Source organism: Bacillus sp. P4_E1, assembly GCF_056401715.1.
Genome location: NZ_JBFUIV010000021.1, coordinates 11,937 through 31,637 on the forward strand (window position 1 = coordinate 11,937; position 19,701 = coordinate 31,637).

20 protein-coding genes are annotated in these 19,701 nt (G+C 36.0%); 2 read left to right on the top strand and 18 right to left on the bottom strand.

Annotated elements, in window-relative coordinates:
* Window positions 1-167: 167 nt before the first annotated feature.
* The 10 genes from murF to AC1DS7_RS23385 all read right to left on the bottom strand — a co-directional run bounded on the left by murF (window position 168) and on the right by AC1DS7_RS23385 (window position 8,669).
* Window positions 168-1,544 (bottom strand): UDP-N-acetylmuramoyl-tripeptide--D-alanyl-D-alanine ligase, encoded by a 1,377-nt coding sequence (gene murF, locus AC1DS7_RS23340; protein WP_002140164.1) that lies wholly within the window; start codon window positions 1,542-1,544, stop codon window positions 168-170.
* Between the two features lie 59 nt (window positions 1,545-1,603).
* Window positions 1,604-2,692 (bottom strand): D-alanine--D-alanine ligase, encoded by a 1,089-nt coding sequence (locus AC1DS7_RS23345; protein WP_002009961.1) that lies wholly within the window; start codon window positions 2,690-2,692, stop codon window positions 1,604-1,606.
* A 300-nt stretch (window positions 2,693-2,992) separates the two neighbouring features.
* The gene (locus AC1DS7_RS23350) at window positions 2,993-4,267 is read right to left on the bottom strand and encodes an MDR family MFS transporter (RefSeq protein WP_002140162.1); all 1,275 of its coding nucleotides are present in this window, start codon (window positions 4,265-4,267) and stop codon (window positions 2,993-2,995) included.
* A 233-nt stretch (window positions 4,268-4,500) separates the two neighbouring features.
* The gene (locus tag AC1DS7_RS23355) at window positions 4,501-5,673 is read right to left on the bottom strand and encodes a homogentisate 1,2-dioxygenase (protein ID WP_002140161.1); all 1,173 of its coding nucleotides are present in this window, start codon (window positions 5,671-5,673) and stop codon (window positions 4,501-4,503) included.
* Window positions 5,639-6,595, bottom strand: coding sequence for a fumarylacetoacetate hydrolase family protein (locus tag AC1DS7_RS23360; RefSeq protein ID WP_002140160.1), 957 nt, complete (start codon window positions 6,593-6,595; stop codon window positions 5,639-5,641). Before AC1DS7_RS23360 ends, AC1DS7_RS23355 begins: the two co-directional genes overlap by 35 nt.
* 66 nt (window positions 6,596-6,661) lie before the next feature.
* A complete protein-coding gene (gene hppD / locus AC1DS7_RS23365; RefSeq protein WP_002140158.1) occupies window positions 6,662-7,780 on the bottom strand; it encodes a 4-hydroxyphenylpyruvate dioxygenase in 1,119 nt (372 codons plus the stop codon).
* 310 nt (window positions 7,781-8,090) lie between these two features.
* Window positions 8,091-8,201 carry a DUF3948 family protein gene (locus tag AC1DS7_RS23370; protein WP_001083697.1) on the bottom strand — a complete coding sequence of 37 codons (111 nt, stop codon included), beginning with the start codon at window positions 8,199-8,201 and terminating at the stop codon, window positions 8,091-8,093.
* Between the two features lie 42 nt (window positions 8,202-8,243).
* The gene (locus AC1DS7_RS23375; protein ID WP_476999240.1) at window positions 8,244-8,360 is read right to left on the bottom strand and encodes a DUF3948 family protein; all 117 of its coding nucleotides are present in this window, start codon (window positions 8,358-8,360) and stop codon (window positions 8,244-8,246) included.
* Window positions 8,361-8,395: 35 nt separating this feature from the next.
* Window positions 8,396-8,515: a DUF3948 family protein gene (locus AC1DS7_RS23380; RefSeq protein ID WP_476999241.1), complete on the bottom strand. Its 120-nt coding sequence runs from the start codon at window positions 8,513-8,515 to the stop codon at window positions 8,396-8,398.
* 34 nt (window positions 8,516-8,549) lie between these two features.
* Window positions 8,550-8,669 (bottom strand): DUF3948 family protein, encoded by a 120-nt coding sequence (locus tag AC1DS7_RS23385; RefSeq protein ID WP_002009865.1) that lies wholly within the window; start codon window positions 8,667-8,669, stop codon window positions 8,550-8,552.
* Window positions 8,670-9,133: 464 nt separating this feature from the next.
* Between AC1DS7_RS23385 and AC1DS7_RS23390 the strand changes: the two genes are divergently transcribed.
* On the top strand, window positions 9,134-10,006 hold the full coding sequence (locus AC1DS7_RS23390) for a Cof-type HAD-IIB family hydrolase (protein ID WP_002091393.1): 873 nt from the start codon (window positions 9,134-9,136) through the stop codon (window positions 10,004-10,006).
* A 121-nt stretch (window positions 10,007-10,127) separates the two neighbouring features.
* On the opposite strand, the gene AC1DS7_RS23395 is transcribed toward AC1DS7_RS23390, so the two are convergent.
* From AC1DS7_RS23395 to AC1DS7_RS23415, 5 genes are all read right to left on the bottom strand, one after another.
* Window positions 10,128-11,093 carry an ABC transporter ATP-binding protein gene (locus AC1DS7_RS23395; RefSeq protein ID WP_002140155.1) on the bottom strand — a complete coding sequence of 322 codons (966 nt, stop codon included), beginning with the start codon at window positions 11,091-11,093 and terminating at the stop codon, window positions 10,128-10,130.
* Window positions 11,090-12,070, bottom strand: coding sequence for an ABC transporter ATP-binding protein (locus AC1DS7_RS23400; protein WP_002091396.1), 981 nt, complete (start codon window positions 12,068-12,070; stop codon window positions 11,090-11,092). Before AC1DS7_RS23400 ends, AC1DS7_RS23395 begins: the two co-directional genes overlap by 4 nt.
* A gap of 10 nt (window positions 12,071-12,080) precedes the next feature.
* Window positions 12,081-13,004 (bottom strand): oligopeptide ABC transporter permease, encoded by a 924-nt coding sequence (gene opp4C, locus AC1DS7_RS23405; protein WP_000451066.1) that lies wholly within the window; start codon window positions 13,002-13,004, stop codon window positions 12,081-12,083.
* Window positions 13,005-13,017: 13 nt separating this feature from the next.
* A complete protein-coding gene (locus AC1DS7_RS23410) occupies window positions 13,018-13,974 on the bottom strand; it encodes an ABC transporter permease (protein WP_002091399.1) in 957 nt (318 codons plus the stop codon).
* A 103-nt stretch (window positions 13,975-14,077) separates the two neighbouring features.
* A complete protein-coding gene (locus tag AC1DS7_RS23415) occupies window positions 14,078-15,805 on the bottom strand; it encodes an ABC transporter substrate-binding protein (RefSeq protein WP_000730686.1) in 1,728 nt (575 codons plus the stop codon).
* A gap of 349 nt (window positions 15,806-16,154) precedes the next feature.
* Between AC1DS7_RS23415 and AC1DS7_RS23420 the strand changes: the two genes are divergently transcribed.
* The gene (locus tag AC1DS7_RS23420; protein WP_000369259.1) at window positions 16,155-16,352 is read left to right on the top strand and encodes a hypothetical protein; all 198 of its coding nucleotides are present in this window, start codon (window positions 16,155-16,157) and stop codon (window positions 16,350-16,352) included.
* 15 nt (window positions 16,353-16,367) lie between these two features.
* Here AC1DS7_RS23420 and AC1DS7_RS23425 read toward each other — a convergent pair whose 3' ends face one another.
* From AC1DS7_RS23425 to AC1DS7_RS23435, 3 genes are read right to left on the bottom strand one after another with little or no spacing between them, the layout of a single operon-like run.
* Window positions 16,368-17,513 (bottom strand): ABC transporter permease, encoded by a 1,146-nt coding sequence (locus AC1DS7_RS23425; RefSeq protein ID WP_215588674.1) that lies wholly within the window; start codon window positions 17,511-17,513, stop codon window positions 16,368-16,370.
* 11 nt (window positions 17,514-17,524) lie between these two features.
* Window positions 17,525-18,721, bottom strand: coding sequence for an ABC transporter permease (locus AC1DS7_RS23430; protein WP_215588673.1), 1,197 nt, complete (start codon window positions 18,719-18,721; stop codon window positions 17,525-17,527).
* A 15-nt stretch (window positions 18,722-18,736) separates the two neighbouring features.
* The gene (locus AC1DS7_RS23435) at window positions 18,737-19,669 is read right to left on the bottom strand and encodes an ABC transporter ATP-binding protein (protein ID WP_215588672.1); all 933 of its coding nucleotides are present in this window, start codon (window positions 19,667-19,669) and stop codon (window positions 18,737-18,739) included.
* Window positions 19,670-19,701 lie beyond the last annotated feature (32 nt).

A 19,701-nucleotide genomic window follows, 5' to 3' on the forward strand; every position in this document is an offset into this window, starting at 1 on the left:
ACTTTATCAATTATAAGTTTTGTAGGTGTAAAAAGCAAACCCCAACTGTTACCTTATTTCATATTCAGAGCTTTTTTCTTTACTTTTATTTTTTTATCGTTTACTGTAAGCGCTTATTATAAGTTTCCACTATTTTCGTGGCTATCATCCCTATTTATATACACCAATTATTTCAACATCGTAATTACTTCTTCTAATTTCATGCCGCGAGATGCTTTTACTAATACAACATCTTTCGTACCGACTACTGCTTGCAACTCTTTTATTAACTCTTCTTTACTATCATACGCTTTTACACGGTCTTTAGGGAAATTAATTTTTGCACCTTCAGCAATTTGAGCCCCTAATTTACCATATGTGAATACATATGAAATTTTTGCTGGATCAATTAATTTACCTACTTCATAATGAAATTGCACTTCTTGATTTCCAAGTTCTAACATATCACCAAGCACAACAATTTTTTTAGCAAATCCATCTAAACCATTCATTAGGTGGAACGCAGCTTCCATAGCTGTTGGACTAGCATTATAAGCATCATTGATAATTGTTAAACCACTATCTGTTTTTACAATTTCCATACGCATACCTGTCATTTGAAGTGTTACTAAACCTTGTTTCATTTCTTCCCACGTTACACCAAAATGTTTTGCAATTGCCATTGAAGCAAGCGTATTATATACATTATGCTTTCCTAGTACTGGCAAATAGAATGACAAAGTTTCATCCCTGTTCATCTTAAAGTGTGTCCCAGTAGCCTGCAATGTTACAGTAGTTGGATAGTAATCATTTGCTCTCGCATCACCAAATGTAACTGTTTCAGCTGCTAAATTCATTTCTGGAACACGATTCGTTAATAGCGGCTCATCTCCATTATATACGAACACGCCACCCTTTTGTAAACCTGTAACAATTTCTAACTTCGCTTCAGCAATCGCCTCACGAGAGCCTAAATCCATTAAGTGCGCCTCACCAATGTTCGTAATAATAGCTGCATTAGGACGAGCTAACTTAGATAGAAATTCAATTTCTCCGCGGCTTGACATGCCCATTTCTAATACAGCTACTTCTGTATTTTCCTCTAAATTTAAAATAGTAAGAGGTAAACCGATGTGGTTGTTGAAATTACCTTCTGTTTTTTGAACTTTAAATTTAGTCGCAAGAATACTTGTTACAATATCTTTCGTAGATGTTTTACCATTACTACCCGTTACACCAACAACTTTTACATCCAATTGATCACGATAGTTTTTCGCTAACATTTGCAATGCTGCTAGTGTATCTTCTACAAAAATAACCGGAAGATTTTCAGGTGGGTTTTCTACATCTTTCATCCATAATGTAGCAATCGCCCCATTTTCAACAGCTTTGTCTACAAAAGCATGTCCATCGAAACGTTCACCTTGAATTGGAACATATAAATTTCCATTTTCAATTTTCCTCGTATCAATAGACACTCCTTGTATAGTAATTCCCTCATACCGCTCTGCTAATCCAGTACCATTTATCATCTGCTCTACTTGTTTTAACGTTCGATTTATCATGAAAACACTCCTTACATAGAGGAAGCACTATTCCTTCGAATAGTGCTTCCTCCTTTTTGTTAGATTGTATATTTAATTTTTTGTTTTTCTTCGTGACGCTCAATCGCTAAGCGAATTAGCTCTTCAATTAATTCCGGATACGGTAACCCTGTATGTTGCCATAATAGAGGGAACATACTAAACGGCGTGAATCCTGGCATTGTGTTTACTTCGTTAATATATACTTCTCCATCTTTCGTTAAGAAGAAATCAGCTCGTGTTAAGCCCGAACCATCTAATGATTGGAATGCGATAATTGCATCTCGCTTAATTACATTAGACTCTTCTTCTGTCATTTCAGCTGGAATAATTAACGCTGTATCACCATCGATGTATTTCGATTTGTAATCATAAAAATCTTTTTTCGGTACAATTTCACCTACAACTGAACATTTCGGCTCATCATTACCTAATACACCAACTTCTACTTCACGACCTACAATATTTTCTTCTACAATAATTTTACGGTCAAATTGGAATGCCTCTTCGAATGCATTCTCGAGCTCTTCACGATCGTTACACTTATTAATACCAACACTTGAACCAAGGTTTGCTGGTTTTACGAAGCAAGGATATCCTAATACTTCTTCTACTTTTTCATACGCTGTTTCACGATCTTTTTCCCATGCGCTACGAATGAAAGATGCATATTTCGCTTGTTTCAATCCAGCTTCTGCAAAGATATTTTTCATAACAACTTTATCCATACCAGCAGATGATGCTAATACACCGTTACCTACATATGGAATGTTTAGTAATTCTAATAACCCTTGTACTGTTCCATCTTCGCCATTCGGTCCATGTAATAATGGGAAAATAACATCAATTGCATCTTCTTGTTTAGAAGTTGCCGTTGGGATAATTTCTGTACTTAATGATACAGGAGAAATTGTATTCTCTTCCCCACTCATTTGTAATGCCTCAACATTTGTTACTTCGCCTTCAATACGCTCTCCACGCATCCATTGGCCTTGTTCTGTAATATAAATTGGATGAATCTCGAATTTATCTTGATTTAATGCTTTAATAGCAGCAAGAGCCGTTTGTAACGAAACTTGATGCTCAGCTGATTTTCCACCGTATAATAAACCTAATTTAATTTTTGTCACTGAAATCACCCTAACCAATTGTTTTCATTTTTCTATTTTAGCACTTTTTATAAAAATAGGTAGTTCCTATTTGAAATAAAATGTAACTTCCACAAATAATTAAAAGACACCACTTATTGGTTTTCTACACTTTTTCCCTTTAATTTCTACACACCTAAACAAAATTAAACTTTAGAGCAAAATTGCTATCTAATCTAGTTATGTACCTAAAATATGTAGAAATCCACTTTGTGTGTATGTCATCTATATTACCTTACCATTTGTGGAGAATGAAAAAACACTGATTAAAGTTTCATTTTATTAAGAAGACTGTTTTGTAGGCGTATCTTTTTGCCTCTGCTCAACAAGACGATCTAAAGAAACATATACAAAGCCTGCAACTACACACCCTACACTTAAAATTGTAAATAAGTAGTGACCAAGCAAACGATCCAATAAAAAACCACCAAGAAGTGGACCGAATGCACTTCCTGTAATCCACTGCAAACTCGCCGCCCCCATATAGGTTCCTCTCAAATGCTCAGGGGCCAAATTCGCTACAAACGTCATCTGTACAGGCGACATAATCATCTCGCCTAACGTATATATGGCATAAACAAACATTAACGTCATTAAAATAATTGTAGCATTTGTATCATATTCTCCAAACCACTTCGGTAACCATCCTATAAAAAACAAACCAATTCCGAACAAACACGCACCGTATAACATCGTCTTTCCAACAGGTTTATCTGTCGCCCATTTTGAAATTTGAAATTGAAATAAAACAACTAATAGACCATTTAATGCCATTAAATATGGGTATGGATTGTTGACTCCAAAAATATCCTTCATTTCGTTATCAAAGTGAAGCGGTAACATGCCTTCTGTTTGAGAAAACCCCATAGAAATAATGATCCCCGCTAACAAATAAATCATTAACGCCTTATCTCTCATTAAAATTTTCCAAATTGCTCCGGATTCCTGCTCTTTATTTTTTTCCGTCATATCCGTCATTTTTGGCATTGTTTCTTTAATAAGTACTAACACTAGTAGCGCATAAAACAACATAGCGGATGAAGCAATAATAAACACGAGGTTCTTTGATAAAACAACTACTGATGCTCCCATTATCGGTCCAATTGCAGCACCAATATTGTGTCCCATTCGCAATAAACCATATGCTTCTGTTCTTTTTTCTGGCGCCGTCACATCTGCAACCATCGCTGATGCCGCTGGGTGAAATAGCGAATTACTTAACCCTAAAAAAATAGATAAAATGGCATATGGAATAAACCCTTCTATAAATAAAAAACCGAGCATTAGTAATGCATTACTCGCCATTGAAAATATCATAATTGGCTTTCTTCCATATATATCAGCTATTCTTCCGCCTATAAGCGAACCAAAACTTGCAGCTATTGGAGAAAGCGCCATAATGATTCCAACTTGTAATAAAGAATCTACCTTATCTTTTAAATATAGTGCAAAAAAAGGCATTAACATCATCATCGCAATTCCGTTCAATGTCTCACCGATAAATCGAATCCATACGTTACGATCCATCTCTCTTAACTCACGCCATGTATTTTTCATAAATTCCCCCCTTAGTTCCCCAACAATTATATTATATATAATTAGAAAAATGTAAATTTTCAAACATAAAATCTAGCCATAACAATCCCTGTCGAAATAAGTAGAAATTCTTCTGAATATGCACGATCTTTATCACTCTTTCTATATATCTTTCTATAACTTTTTTTGGTATTATTATACATGTCGATTCCATAAAAGAGGCATGCTCCCGTAGTGAGCATGCCTCTTTTTACTTATTTCACAGTATATGAACCCTCTTCAATCCAGCTATACATATATTTTTCATCTTCCGTCTCATGTGCTTGTTTTACAATACGAAGCGGACGGAATGTATCTATCATAACAGCCAGTTCAAGTGTCTCTTTCTTCCCTATACTCGCTTCTGTTTTCCCTGGATGTGGCCCATGCGGGATCCCGCTTGGATGAAGCGTAATAGAACCTTCTTCTACACCTTTTCGGCTCATAAAATTACCTTCTACATAGTACAGTACCTCATCACTATTCACATTACTATGATAATATGGTGCCGGAATAGATTCTGGATGATAATCGTATAAACGCGGTACGAAAGAGCAAATGACGAAATTATGCCCTTCGAATGTTTGATGTACTGGTGGTGGCTGATGAATACGACCTGTAATTGGTTCAAAATCCTCTACATTAAAGACCCACGGATATAAATACCCATCCCATCCAACAACATCTAACGGATGGTGCCCTAACACATGCTTGTGCATATAACCTCTCGACTTTGTCATTACGACAAACTCACCTTTTTCATCATATGTCTCCAATTTCTCCGGTCCACGCATATCTCTTTCACAAAACGGACTATGTTCTAACAATTGCCCATATTCATTGCGATAGCGACTTGGTGTTGTAATTTGGCTATTTGCCTCTACAACAAGAAACTTAGTCTCTCCCTCATCTGGAATAACACGATAAATCGTTCCAATTGGAATTGTTACATAATCACCTTTTCTATAGTGAATCGTTCCAAACATCGTTTCAATTTTTCCTGTTCCATAATGAACAAATAACATTTCATCGCCATCACCATTACGGTAAAAATAATCCATTTTTTCTGTTGGACTCACTACTCCAATTAATAAATCCTCATTCCCAAGCATAAAGTTTCTTCCGCTTACTGCATCACCAGTTTTTTTATTTTCTTTCGTACGGAAGTGGCGATGAGCAAGAAGGGCATCCTCTTCATACTGTAACTGACAAGAATGCGATAATGCCGCGTGCCCTACTTCTGTTGGCATATAATGATGATACAAAATAGACTGGGTACCAGAGAAACCTTTTGTCCCCATTACCTGCTCACGATAAAGCGATCCATCTTTTTTACGAAATTGTACATGTCGTTTATGAGGTAGCTCCCCCATGTGACGATAAAACATGCCCATCACCTGCTTTCATGTCTTTTTTGACCGTATTACGTAACGTACCTAAACCAGTAATCGACAGCTCTACAACATCTCCATCTTGTAGCCACTCTTCTGTACCAAGTTCTAAAATACATCCTGTTCCTACTGTCCCAGAACCAATCACATCTCCTGGATATAACGTAACGTCTTCCGAAGCACGTTCAATCATTTCAGCAAATGTATAGTAAATATCTTGGAAGTTTCCCTTTGATAATATCTTTCCATTTACATGAGCAGTCATCTCTAAATCATAACGATCACCGTTACGATAAACGTCTAATTCCTCTTTCGTAACGAGATACGCTCCTAATGAAGTTGCAAAATCTTTTCCTTTCGCTGGACCGAGTCCCACTTTCATTTCTGTTGCCTGTAAGTCCCTTGCACTCCAGTCGTTCATAATGCAGTAACCAAAAATATATTCCTCTGCTTGTTCACGAGAAATGTTTCGTCCTTCTTTCCCAATTACGCAAGCAATCTCTAACTCATAATCAAGCTTTTTAGACTTCTTCGGACCAATAACAAAATCATCTGGCCCAATAACAGCACGGTGGTTCGTAAAATAAAAAACCGGGATATCATACCATTCAGGTACAACATCTAGCCCTCTTCTCCCGCGGGCTGTTTTTACATGCTGCTCAAATGCATAAAAATCTCGAATGCTACTCGGATTAGGAATTGCCGCTGCTAATTGAACTTCCTCTAAGGAATATATACCCTTTTCAGGATTCTTAATATTACGCAATACTTCTACATACTCATCTGCTTTCTCTAAAAAGGCGAACATAGAAGAAGGTAATTGTCCATTACTCGCAAGATTCATATCGATTACTTTGTCACCTTCAAGCCATCCAGCTCGCATTTCTTTCGATGGGAGACGAAATGTAACAAATTTCATCGTGATTCCTCCCTATGAAAATGAAATTTCCACCAACAAAGGAACTCTTGCTGGTGGATACAAATTTTATAAATTTCCGCGACGCTCTTGTTCTCTTTCAATTGATTCGAATAACGCTTTAAAGTTCCCTTCGCCAAATCCACGAGAACCTTTACGTTGGATGATTTCAATAAATAGAGTTGGACGATCTACAATTGGTTTCGTAAAGATTTGTAATAAATAACCTTCTTCGTCACGGTCTACTAGAATCTTCAATTCTTTTAATCTATCAATTTCTTCATCAATTTTCCCCACTCGTGCAGTTAACTCATCGTAATACGTATCTGGCGTATCTAAAAACTCCACGCCATTCGCACGAAGCACTTCAATTGTTTTTACAATGTCACTTGTTAATAAAGCAAGATGCTGTACACCCGCTCCGTTATAGAACTCTAGATATTCTTGAATTTGTGACTTTCTTTTTCCGTCTGCTGGTTCATTAATTGGAAACTTAATACGGCTTCCATTCGTCATAACTTTTGACATTAATGCCGAATACTCTGTGCTAATATCGTCATCATCAAAGTGAATCATTTGTTTAAATCCCATGACGTTCTCATAATAACTAACCCATTCTTCCATTTTCTCAACGTTACCAACGACATGGTCTACAGCAATTAAACCGGATTCTTCAAATGGAATATTGAACTCTACCTTTTGAAATCCTGGCATGAATGTTCCTTTATAATTTTTACGCTCTACAAGCGTATGAATTGTATCACCATACGTACCAATAACCGCTTTCTTCAAGGTACCTTCCTCATCTGTTAACTCTTCAGGAGGAGCAATCGCAACAGCGCCACGTTTTACAGCTTCAGAGTAGGCTTTATCAACGTCATCAACAAGTAAAGCCACATCTTTCACTCCATCACCATGAGTCTTTACAAACTCTGCAATACGGCTATCGCTACTTAAAGCTCCAGACACAACAAAACGCATATTTTTTTGCACAAGAACATAAGATACCTTTTCACGGTTTCCTGTTTCTAATCCAGAATAAGCTACAATTTTGAATCCAAACGCTCTCGCAAGATAATAACTTGATTGCTTTGCATTCCCTACGTAAAATTCCAAATGATCTACATCACGTACCGGAAAAAAGTCCTCCATTTGTGCAGCTAGCGTATCCATAGATTTTTGTTTCATAATATCTTCATCCCCCTGTAAATAGATTAAATGGTCCATACTTAAAACCAACCGAAAACGCTTCCAACATCAATTAATAGAAATTAGTTAGCAAGCTAACAATTTCCGACCTTTAAAATTTTCTATCTTTTCTGTCAAATTCCTCTTTTTTTCTTACATATAAAATTCGACTTTTTTCTCTTTAAAGTAAGGGGAAAATATTAATACTTGAAGGTATATATGAGAGGAAAACAAAAAAGACTCCAACATATTAACTACTTACTAATACGTTAGGGTCTTTATTTTTTTTGAATGATTGTATTTATATTTTTCATACTAATATATTTGCAAGGAATAGAATAAATGATGTTAATATTACCGCTCCGCCTAATGATCCTAATAAATCTGTTTTTGTTACTTGTAACACTTGTTCACTGTTCATATTCCTCATTCTCCTTTCATTTTGTACAATTTAAAACTTTTATTATACTAATACGCTTGATAGAAATACGATTAATGCTGTTAATACTACYGCTCCRCTTGCTGATCCTAMGAARTCACCTTTTGTTACTTGTAATACTTGCTCTTTCATATCTTTCATTCTCCCTTCATTTATCTTTTGTTACAAAACTTCTATTATACTAATACGCTTGATAGAAATACGATTAATGCTGTTAATACTACCGCTCCACTTGCTGATCCTACGAAGTCACCTTTTGTTACTTGTAATACTTGCTCGTTGTTCATAAYTTTCATTCTCCCTTCTCTTATTTTTGTTACAAAACTTCTATTATACTAATACGCTTGATAGAAATACGATTAATGCTGTTAATACTACTGCTCCGCTTGCTGATCCTAAGAAGTCACCTTTTGTTACGTTTAATACTTGCTCGTTGTTCATATCATTCATTCTCCTTTTTTATAAGTTATCTATATGTAATTACTAAGAAATGATTAGTTCATAGTTTTCATGTTAACGTTACATTGAAATTAATTACGTAACGTTTGTAACACTAATGTAACATAACTATTATTACGTTGCAATATAATTACGTAAATTTTATTACACTTTTTTTACGTTTTTTTAAATTAACACTCAAAAACCTTGTTTTAATGCGTTTTCTACTACAATCATATTTGTAACACTAGTGTAACATTAAGGTCATAAAGCGAAATATAATATTATTCATCTCTATTTTGTTAAAAACCAAAGTGAAACTTTAATCAACGAGAGTTCCATTCCCTACTAATTATTCCCCTCACCAATCGCACTTTTACTAGAAATTAATGCGGGATAAAATACTATCTTTCCAAGATAAGTTTATATGTTTCCTCTATATAACTATGTATAATGGAAACAAAGAGGTGGTCATTTTGAAATTAATCGCACTAGATATGGATGGTACACTACTATCATCTAATCTTGAAATCTCCAAAGAGAACTTACAAGCTATCCAAACCGCAAAAGAGGCTGGTCATATTGTAATGATTTGTTCTGGCCGCGCGAAAGAGGATGCTTTGAAATTATTGGAAGAATATAAACTATCTCTTCCAGTTGGAGCAAGCAATGGGGCAATTGTTTATGTGGACGGAAAAGTAATTAACTCGCGTTGTTTACAAAATGATAAAGTATACAAGCTTGCAAAATTACTAGAATCTGAAGGTTTTCCATATAAGTTGTACACAAATAAAGGGGTTTACTCTCCTTATACATGGCAAGATCAAGTTATGCAGGCATTCGAAGAAAACAAGCATACACTAGATGTTACACTTGAGGAACTTGAAAGAATTACAGAAAAACAAAAGAAATCAAACTTAATTACTGATTTCCAAAAAATCGAAGATGTCGTAAATAATCCAGAATTAGAAATATCTAAATTCTTTATTTTGACATTTAATGCTGCTCATCGTTCGCAGCTATTGCAAACTTTACAAGAAGATACGGATATTTCAGTTACCGCATCAGCTCCTACTAATGTAGAAATTATGGATAAGCATGGCCATAAAGGCAATGGTTTGCAAGAAATGGCAGCTTATTTCAATATACCAATTGAAGATACTGTTGCAATCGGTGACAACTTTAATGATGTGCCAATGCTACAAGTAGCCGGCTTATCAGTTGCAATGGGAAATGCTGAAGAAGACGTAAAAAAATTATGTGACGTTGTTACATTAACAAATAATGAAAACGGTGTTGCTCATGCAATTGAGCAATTTGTATTAAAACAAACTTCATCTAGTAAATAAAGTTCAACTTTAATCAGAGGTGGGGTTCCTCTGATTATTAGTTGAACCAATCGGGCTTTTACGGGCAGTTAATGCGGGGTAAAAAAAGGACTCTTTCACATTTTGAAAGAGTCCTTTTCTTTTACACATGATGACAAGCAACAAAATGATTTTCACCCACATTACGGAATTCTGGTACATTCGTTTTACAAATATCTGTAGCAACGGGGCAACGTGTATGAAAACGGCAACCTGATGGTGGATTTGCAGGACTTGGAATATCCCCTTCTAGAATAATCCGTTCTCGCTTAACCGTTGGATCCGGTATTGGCACTGCTGATAACAATGCTTTTGTATATGGATGAAGCGGATTCGCAAATAACTCATCACGTGATGCTGTTTCCACAATAGTTCCTAAATACATAATTCCAATTTTCGTACATAAGTGCTCCACAACACTTAAATCATGTGAAATAAATAAATAGGATAATCCCTTTTTCTCCTGTAATTCACTAAACAAATTAATGATTTGCGCTTGAATAGATACATCTAATGCCGCAACAGGCTCATCAGCTACAATAAATTCTGGATCTAATACCATCGCCCTTGCAATAACGATACGTTGACGTTGCCCACCGGAAAACTCATGAGGGTACCGGTCAATATGATACGGCGCTAAACCACATAACTCCAATACTTCTATCACCTTTGCACGGACATTTTCTTTCGTCGCTAGTCCGTGAGCCAACATTGGCTCACCAAGCGCTTCTCCAATTCTCATTCTTGGATTTAATGAGCTAAATGGATCTTGAAAGACGAGCTGCATATTAGGACGATGCTTTCTCAGCTCTTCTTTTGATAAAGCATGAACATCTTGACCTTTAAATTTCACTTCGCCTTCTGTTTTTTGAACGAGACGGAGAATTGTTTTTCCTATCGTCGTTTTCCCACTTCCAGACTCTCCTACAAGGCCAAACACTTCTCCTTTATCAATTGTAAAGCTTACCCCATCTACCGCTTTCACATGTCCAATCGTTCTACTAAATACGCCGCCCTTAATCGGAAAATACGTTTTTAAGTTCTTCACTTCTAATAATGGTTCACTCATTGCCCAGCACGCTCCTCATATAACCAACAAGCTACTTTATGATCCTCGTCATGCACATTAAGATTTGGCGCTTCATTTTTGCATATTTCCATGCAATGTTCACAGCGACCACTAAAGTAGCAAAACTCATCTAAGCCAACTAAATTTGGAACTTGCCCTGGAATAGAATAAAGTTTATCTGTTCGTTTCCCCATTACTGGTTTTGATTTTAGCAGCCCTTGCGTATATGGATGTTTCGGATTTTGAAATATCTCTAGTACCGGTGCCTCTTCAATAACTTTTCCACCATACATAACGACAACATAATCGGCCATTTCTGCTACAACACCTAGATCATGTGTAATTAATAAAATCGATGTTTTAAATTCCTCTTTTACTTGCCTTAGTAAATCTAATATTTGCGCTTGAATCGTAACGTCCAGAGCTGTTGTCGGTTCATCTGCAATTAATAACTTTGGATTACAACTAAGTGCAATAGCAATCATAATACGTTGTAACATGCCACCGCTTAATTCGTGCGGATAAGAATGGACAATTTCATCAGCACGAGCAATACCAACTTTACGAATTAATTCAATTGCTTTTTTGTATGCTTCGTTTTTGCTAAGTAGTTCATGCTCTCTTAACGTCTCAACAATTTGCTCTCCAACAGTAAAGACCGGATTAAGCGATGTCATCGGTTCCTGGAAAATCATGGCGATATCATTTCCTCTTAAACTACGAAGTTCTTTCTCTTTCATTCCTAAAAGACTTTTTCCTTCATAAAGAATATCACCACCAACGATGCCGCCAGATTCAGCAATAAGTCCCATAATAGATAAAGCCGTTACACTTTTCCCGCAACCTGATTCGCCTACTACACAAACTGTTTCACCTTCTCGAACTGAAAAGCTAACATGATTGACAGCCTTTACTGTACCTTCTTCCGTCTGAAAGTGTGTTTGTAAATCCTTTAGCTCTACTACCGCTCTACTCATGCTTTCTCACCTACCGCTTCATCTTTGGATCTAATGCATCACGAAGTGCATCGCCAAGTATATTAATTGATACAACTGTTATAAAGATTGCAAAACCAGGCGGGATCCATAACCACGGACGCTTTTGGAAATCGATTAATGAGTTTGCTGCACTAATCATATTTCCCCACGATGGTGTAGGCGGGACAACGCCAAGTCCTAGGTAACTTAGTGCAGACTCTCCTAAAATAGAACCTGCAACACCTAATGTGGATACAACAATTAATATCGGCAGAACATTTGGGATTAAATGATATACAATTTTCCGGTAATCGTTTATCCCGAGTACATCAGCAGCTTGCATAAACGATTGTTCTCGCAACGATAAAATTTGACCTCGTACGAGGCGTGCAAGTCCTGGCCAACCTACTAAACTTAAAATGATCATAATGACATAAAGACGATAATCAGATGGTACTTTCCATTCTGATAAAATAGCTCCCATTATAATAAGTAACGGTAATCCTGGCATCGACATTAAAATATCCGCAAGACGCATTATAATATTATCGACGATACCACGGTAGAAACCTGCAATCGCTCCTAATAAAGCACCTAGTATAACGGATAACACCATTGAGGCTAAGCCAATTGTTAATGAAATCCGTCCTGCTTGCATAAGCCTCGTTAAAATGTCTCTTCCTAATTGATCTGTGCCAAGCCAATGAGAAAAACTAGGTGGTTTGTTAATTAGCGTAACTTGTATTTTTCCTGATGCATACGGTGAAAAGAATGGACCAATAAAACAAAATAAAAACATAAAAACTAATGCGTAAAATCCTATAAGTGCCATTTTATTTTTCTTTATCCTTTTAAAAGCTTGCCTCCACGGCGATGATTCATTCCTTCTTTTCTTTTTTTCTTTTTTTTCCGTAGTTGCTGTAACAGTTTCCATCTCTTTCCCCCCCTTACTTCAACCGAATACGTGGATCAACAACTGCATATACAATATCCGCTAAAAAGTTTGAAACAATTGTCAAACACGAAAGAAACATCGTAAATGCCATTAATACCGTATAATCACGAAAATTTAATGCTTCTAATTGAATATTACCGATACCTGGCCAGTTGAAAATTTGTTCTATAATAATTGCCCCTGAAAACAACCCTGGTAATTCAAATGCAAGCAATGTAATAGCCGGCAAAATTGCATTTTTTAATGCATGTTTATAAATAACGGTCTTCTCCTTTAAACCTTTTGCTCTAGCCGTTCGAATGTAATCTTGCCGTACAACCTCTAACATACTCGTTCTAAAATAACGAGTTAATGAGCCAACTCCAAGAAGAGTTAAAATAAATACGGGTAAAACCATATGCTTTGCAACTTCTATTCCGTAAGCAAGCCCAGTTGAATTACTCCCAACATCAATCATCCCGCCTATCGGTAACAGCTTAAAGTCAACCGCAAACACTTTAATTAAAAACAAACCGATAAAGAATGAAGGAAATGACATCGCTGCAAATACACCAATTGTTACAAGCTTATCGAATAAAGAATGTTGCTTTGTCGCTGAAAATACACCGATAATAAGTGCAATTAGCCAAATAAAGAACAATGCAATAATCGCAACAATAAACGAATTCCATATAAATTTATTTAATAATGACGTTACAGATTCTTGATATTGAAGAGAAAAACCAAAGTCCCCCTGCAATGCATTACCTAGCCAGTGAAAATATCGCTCAACAATTGGTTTATTCAATCCATACAATTCCCTAAGTTCAGCTGCTCTTTCCGGTGTAATCTTCGGGTTTGAATCAATATAATCTCCTGGAAGAAGTGCGAACAGGAAGAAGATAATAATCGATGTCCCCAACAGTGTAGGAATCATTTGTAACAGCCTACGAATGATATATGTTTTCACCCTTTTTCTCTCCAATCTTATGCTTAAAATAGAAGAACATTTTTTCAAAGCGGCACACTACTTGCCGAATGAAAAAATGTCTTCTACTTATACATTCTTCTCGTTATTTTTCGATAGATAGAGCTGGTAAGTTTGCACTAATACTATTGTATTTTTCAGGGTCAATTCCTTTTATATTCCCGTTATAACCAGTAATTGTTCTACGATAGTTTAATAGAATTACTGGTGGATCATCACTTAATTCTTTATACAGTTCTTTATAGATTGGTTTACGTTTTTCAATATCTACCGTTTCAATACCCTTTTGAATTAACTCATCTACTTTTGCATTTTTATAACCAAGACTCTTCTCATTGACACCCGACAAATATTCACCAGCTGTTTCACTCGGATCACTTGTAATTGGTGTCGAAACAGAAGCTAAATCATAATCACCTTTGTTTACCTTCGAAAGCATAGTATTAAAGTCCATAAATTCAGGGTTAAATTCTACACCTATTTCTTTATAATTCTCTTTTGCAATCGGAATTAATAAATCGCTATCTTTAGCCGAACTTGGGCCGAAATAAGAAAGCTTTAATTTTTGACCATCTTTTTCACGAATTCCATCCGAACCAACTTTCCATCCTGCTTCATCTAATAATTTTTTCGCTTTTTCTTTGTCGTATTCATATTTATTAACTCCTTCTTCCGTATAAGCCCAAGAAGTTGGATGAATTGGTACATTAGCTACCGTACCGTATCCTTTCAATGCTGTATCAACATATTTTTTACGATCTAATCCGTAAATAAGTGCTTGACGAACCTTTTTATCCTTTAAGTACGGCTTATTATTATTCATATAAATATAGCTAAATGACGCTGCTGTTTCGATTTGGATATTTGCAAATTCTAAAGCCTTAGCCTGTTCAAGAACTTCGTCACCAGTACCTAGGCCAGTGTAGTCAACCTCACCTGTTTGGAATAATTGAAGCTTCGTATCACCAGAAGTAATTTTATAAATGAAGTTTGGAATTTTTGGTTTACCCGCATAATAATTTTCATTTGCTACAAATCGCACTTCTTGCCCTGGGATATACTTTTCAAATTTATATGGACCCGCAGCTATCGGTTTTTCATATAACGCTTTTAAGTAATCTAAGCTTGTATTTTGTTTGTAATCTTTTCCATAATAAGCTTTTGATAATACCTCTCCACCTAAGGCTGTTAGTGCCTGTGAATTAACTTTTTCAGTTGTAATTTTAATTGTCTGTGGATCAACAACTTGAATTCCTTCAATAGAAGTTGCTTTTCCTTCTTTATATTCTTTACCACCTTTAACAGCATATTGAGAAATGTCTTTGTCACCCTCATATGCCTTATCGTGTAAAAGCGTCAATGTGAACGCTACATCATCTGCTGTTAATGGTGAACCATCGCTAAATTTCAAATCTTTACGTAAATGGAATGTATATGTTAACTGATCAGAGGAAATATCCCACTTCTCAGCTAATTCTGGAGTTGGTTTTCCCTGTTTATCTGTAGATACAAGAGATGCGAAAATAACTGAAGTGACGTTTCCATCCCAACCATTTTGTTGGAAATATGGTAAAAATACGCCGCCTGGTTTACTAATACCAACTACTAACGTATCTTTTCTATTCTTCGCTTTATCTGGTACTTTCGTCTTATCTGTCGCAGCAATATTTTCAACTTTTATATTTTTTAAATCTTGCTGTTTTACTGGTTCTGTAGAAGCCGTATCCTCCTGTCCCCCACAAGCAGATAACACAAGCGAACTACTCAGTAATACCGAAAATACACCAGCCCATTTTTTTGTCTTTTTCTTCATTGTCCCCACCCTAACTTTTTTTAATAATTACACCTTATGAACTGCTTGCCTAATGTATGCCTCCCACAGCAACATTTTATAGCCAATCGGAAAAGTCGGTTTTGGTTATAAAAAAATAGTTGTTTTTGAGGGGTAACAATCTTATTCCGACCTTTCCGGTAGACTTTATGGTTATTAGCTTATATCTTTCAGTATATTTTGTCAATTATTTCTATATAAATATTTTGAGAGTTTTTTCAAAATTATTTATCAATCTTTAATTTAGGCAAACTTAGTAAAAAATTCATTCTATTATCTATTAGCCCAGCATAGAATAATAACAATTAACTACCAAGAAGGGGGCGAAAATATGGACAACCTATTCCAATATGTCCTGCACTATGTATTATTAACAATCATGATAGTCGGGGCGTTATTACTATTCCCTTTCTTCCCAAAGTTCGTCCTCTTTTTAGCTTTTTTTATTATGCTCGGGATCGCTATTATAATTTCAACAAGGGAAGATACCACACAAAAAGAAAGCAGAGTTCAGCGCGTAAAGCTGTAACTCTGCTTTCTTTTTTCAGTCATAACGTATTCTTGTTAAACCAATTACGAAAAATACTCCTGCAAATAAAATGAGTATACCAATATATCCTCCTATATCTGCTAATGTACCTCCCCTTACAATTAACTCAGTAAAGCCACGCATCGCCCACGTTTGCGGAACAAAATTTGCCGCCGCTTGCATCCATGAAGGCTCAATTTCAATTGGCCAATAAAGACCACCAATCATACACGTTGAAATTACAACGATATTCCCTAGTGCGGACTGCTGTTCTGTTGTTTTCACGATACTTGCCAATAATAAAGCTAGACCAATAACCGCTAATAGCAATACTGAAACGAGTGTAATAACCCCTAATAAATTTCCCCACTGCACATCAAATAATGAATGCGTTAATATCATTAAAACACCAAATTGAATCCACCCTATTAAAAAGAAGGAAAGGATATATCCTGCTAGTATTTGAACTTTTGAAACTGGTGCCCCTAATAAACGAGACCAAACACCAAGTTGTCTAGCTTTCAAAATAGTTCCCGTCGCACTTAACATGACAATCATGACGAATAGAATTGAAAAACCTGCCGCTCGCCCTGTAACGTTATTTAGCTTTTGATCATCGTGTAAAATCAATTCTTTTTGAATCGAAACAGGATCTATTTTTGTATAAATTGTTTCATACATCGTTTCCCACGAAGTGTTACTTTTCTTCTCAAAATCTCTTGCTGCACTAACTTCTATCTCCATCTTTTTTAATGCACTTGCTAATACTTGCTCTACAGAAGTTCCACCCGTAAAATCAGCACTGGCTTGAAATTGGATATTTTCTACTTTTCCATCTAGCATACCCTTTTGAAAATCTTTCGGAATGATGATTATACCAGATGCTTTCTTATCTTCGATCCTCTGTGTCCCTTCCCTATACGTTACCTTTTCTATAGAAATTAAATCACTTTTCTTTATTTCCTCATAATACTTGCCAGATAGTACAGAACCATCTTTATCTACTAAACTAATATTTACTTCCTCATTCCCACTTCCGCCTAAAAGTCCACCGAAAATGAGTGTAAAAATAATAGGCATTCCAAACATGAGTATATAACTTTGTGGCTTAATTAAAATTTGTTTTAATTCTAGCCAACAAAGCGCCCAAACTTTCTTCATCATTTCCCCTCCTATCTCGTACGTAAACGTAACGTTCCAATCATAACGGAGATAATTCCTGCACTACATAAACTTAAAATGACAGGGAATAGCACATCCCAAGATGTTCCCGACATAATATTTAAAAAGCTCGTAAGTGCCCATTTATTCGGAGCAATATTTGCAACTGTTTGAAGTGTATCGGGAAATACGTAAATCGGTAACATTGACCCTCCTAATATAGCTAGTATTTGAATACCGATTCCCCCCATTAAGTCTGCCGTTTTTTCCTCACGAATAAAAGCGGCGATTAACATAGATAAACCAGAAACACAAATTGCATAAGAAATTCCCAACACTACTATTTGAGACACATCTGCGCCCCATTCCACATGAAACATAAAGTGTGTAGCAACTATAAATATTCCAAATTGTATACAGGCAAATAGTAATGTACCTAAAAACTTCCCGAATAAAATTGAAAATGAGCTCGTCGGTGTACTGAACAAACGCGCCAACGTTTCAGTTCGTTGCTCTGTTACAACTGACTTTGCACCTACTGTTATGTTATATAGTAAAAACATGACTAACATTGCTGCTGCATAATATTGCATCGCTGCAACTGTTTTTTTGCCTACCGTTCCTTTTTGGATGTTACCCACACTTGCAGTTGCTATCGTCTGTAGACTTCCACTTACCTCTTTTGCAACTTTTGCTACATCACTCTGCTGAGATTTTGCTAATTCTGTTACAACACTTTTAGTAGATACTGCGACTGTTTGAACACGTTCTGAAAAAGAGCGGATCATTGACTCAGCAATTTTTGCTTGTATATCTTTTGATGGGTCTATAAGCACCTTTGGTTCTTTTAATTTTCCATCTTGTACTTGTTCGCTCCATTTATTTGGGATGGCAATTCCTACATCTATTTTCTTTTCCTTTAACATATCTTCAAGCTCTTCCCGAGAGTTAACTACCTTTACTTTCACATCATCTTTTATTTCTTTAGATTGCAATACATCTTTTTGAAAGACATCTGCAAACTCATCCGTTCCCTCTTGATAATAGCCAATTACTGTTTTCGGTAGTCCACCACTCTCAAATACATTACTTAATGCTGAACCTAAAATGGCCGTTAATACAAGTGGCATAATTAACATCATCATAAATCCGCGCCGATCAATTAAACGGATTTTTAAATCTTTCCATGCAATAATGAAACTTCTCATCTCGTACTAACCCCCTTAATCACGAAGTGAACGTCCTGTTAATTGTAAAAAAAGTGCCTCTAAATTCGGTTCTTTTACTTCCAGTTTTAAAATTTGAGCTTTGTTTTCAACAACTTCTGAAACAACTATGCCAATTGCCTCGCCACCATTTAGTCCAATATCAATCGTGCTACTATCTTCGTCAAAAATAATCCGCTCAACAACAGGTAGTGCCTTCAACTTTTGTAGCAGTTCCGTACTGTAGCGATTTAATTGCAATTTCACCATAAACCCATCTGTTAGACGATTACATAGCTCTCTTTTCGTTCCTAGTGCAATTACCTTTCCATGATCAACGATGGCAATTCGCTCACATAAATACTCAACTTCTTCCATGTAATGACTCGTATAAATGACCGTCATACCTTTTTCATTTAACTTTTTAACAGTCTCTAAAATATGATTTCTCGACTGCGGATCAATCCCGACCGTCGGTTCATCCATAATTAATAACTCTGGTTCGTGCATAAGTGCTGCACCAATATTAATACGCCTTTTCATTCCACCTGAAAATGTTTCAATTTTATCTTTTCCCCGATCCTGTAAACCGACGTAAGCTAACACTTCCTCTGCCCGCTCTTTTGCAACTTTTCCATTTAAACCGTACATCTTTCCCCAGAAGATTAAATTTTCCTTTGCTGAAAGTGTCGGATACAGCGCAATGTCTTGCGGGACAATACCGATTTTCTTTTTCGCTTCTGATGGATACTCTTTTACAGATTTCCCACCAACTTTTATATCACCACTATCGTATGGAATTAACCCGCAAATCATTGATATCGTCGTTGATTTCCCCGCTCCGTTTGGTCCAAGCAATCCAAATGTTTCACCTTTTTTCACTTCAAAAGAAACATTCTTTACGATTTCCTTCTTGCCAAATGATTTCGTAATATGATCTATGACTAACATATTGATTCAGCCCCTTTGTATTCATCTACACT

Excerpts from the sequence above, each read along its gene's own strand:
- murF (WP_002140164.1), bottom strand. The coding sequence starts at position 1,544 with ATGATAAATCGAACGTTAAAACAAGTAGAGCAGATGATAAATGGTACT.
- AC1DS7_RS23350 (WP_002140162.1), bottom strand. The coding sequence starts at position 4,267 with ATGAAAAATACATGGCGTGAGTTAAGAGAGATGGATCGTAACGTATGG.
- AC1DS7_RS23355 (WP_002140161.1), bottom strand. The coding sequence starts at position 5,673 with ATGTTTTATCGTCACATGGGGGAGCTACCTCATAAACGACATGTACAA.
- AC1DS7_RS23360 (WP_002140160.1), bottom strand. The coding sequence starts at position 6,595 with ATGAAATTTGTTACATTTCGTCTCCCATCGAAAGAAATGCGAGCTGGA.
- hppD (WP_002140158.1), bottom strand. The coding sequence starts at position 7,780 with ATGAAACAAAAATCTATGGATACGCTAGCTGCACAAATGGAGGACTTT.
- AC1DS7_RS23370 (WP_001083697.1), bottom strand. The coding sequence starts at position 8,201 with ATGAACAGTGAACAAGTGTTACAAGTAACAAAAACAGATTTATTAGGA.
- AC1DS7_RS23385 (WP_002009865.1), bottom strand. The coding sequence starts at position 8,669 with ATGAATGATATGAACAACGAGCAAGTATTAAACGTAACAAAAGGTGAC.
- AC1DS7_RS23395 (WP_002140155.1), bottom strand. The coding sequence starts at position 11,093 with ATGAGTGAACCATTATTAGAAGTGAAGAACTTAAAAACGTATTTTCCG.
- AC1DS7_RS23400 (WP_002091396.1), bottom strand. The coding sequence starts at position 12,070 with ATGAGTAGAGCGGTAGTAGAGCTAAAGGATTTACAAACACACTTTCAG.
- opp4C (WP_000451066.1), bottom strand. The coding sequence starts at position 13,004 with ATGGAAACTGTTACAGCAACTACGGAAAAAAAAGAAAAAAAGAAAAGA.
- AC1DS7_RS23415 (WP_000730686.1), bottom strand. The coding sequence starts at position 15,805 with ATGAAGAAAAAGACAAAAAAATGGGCTGGTGTATTTTCGGTATTACTG.
- AC1DS7_RS23420 (WP_000369259.1), top strand. The coding sequence starts at position 16,155 with ATGGACAACCTATTCCAATATGTCCTGCACTATGTATTATTAACAATC.
- AC1DS7_RS23425 (WP_215588674.1), bottom strand. The coding sequence starts at position 17,513 with ATGAAGAAAGTTTGGGCGCTTTGTTGGCTAGAATTAAAACAAATTTTA.
- AC1DS7_RS23430 (WP_215588673.1), bottom strand. The coding sequence starts at position 18,721 with ATGAGAAGTTTCATTATTGCATGGAAAGATTTAAAAATCCGTTTAATT.
- AC1DS7_RS23435 (WP_215588672.1), bottom strand. The coding sequence starts at position 19,669 with ATGTTAGTCATAGATCATATTACGAAATCATTTGGCAAGAAGGAAATC.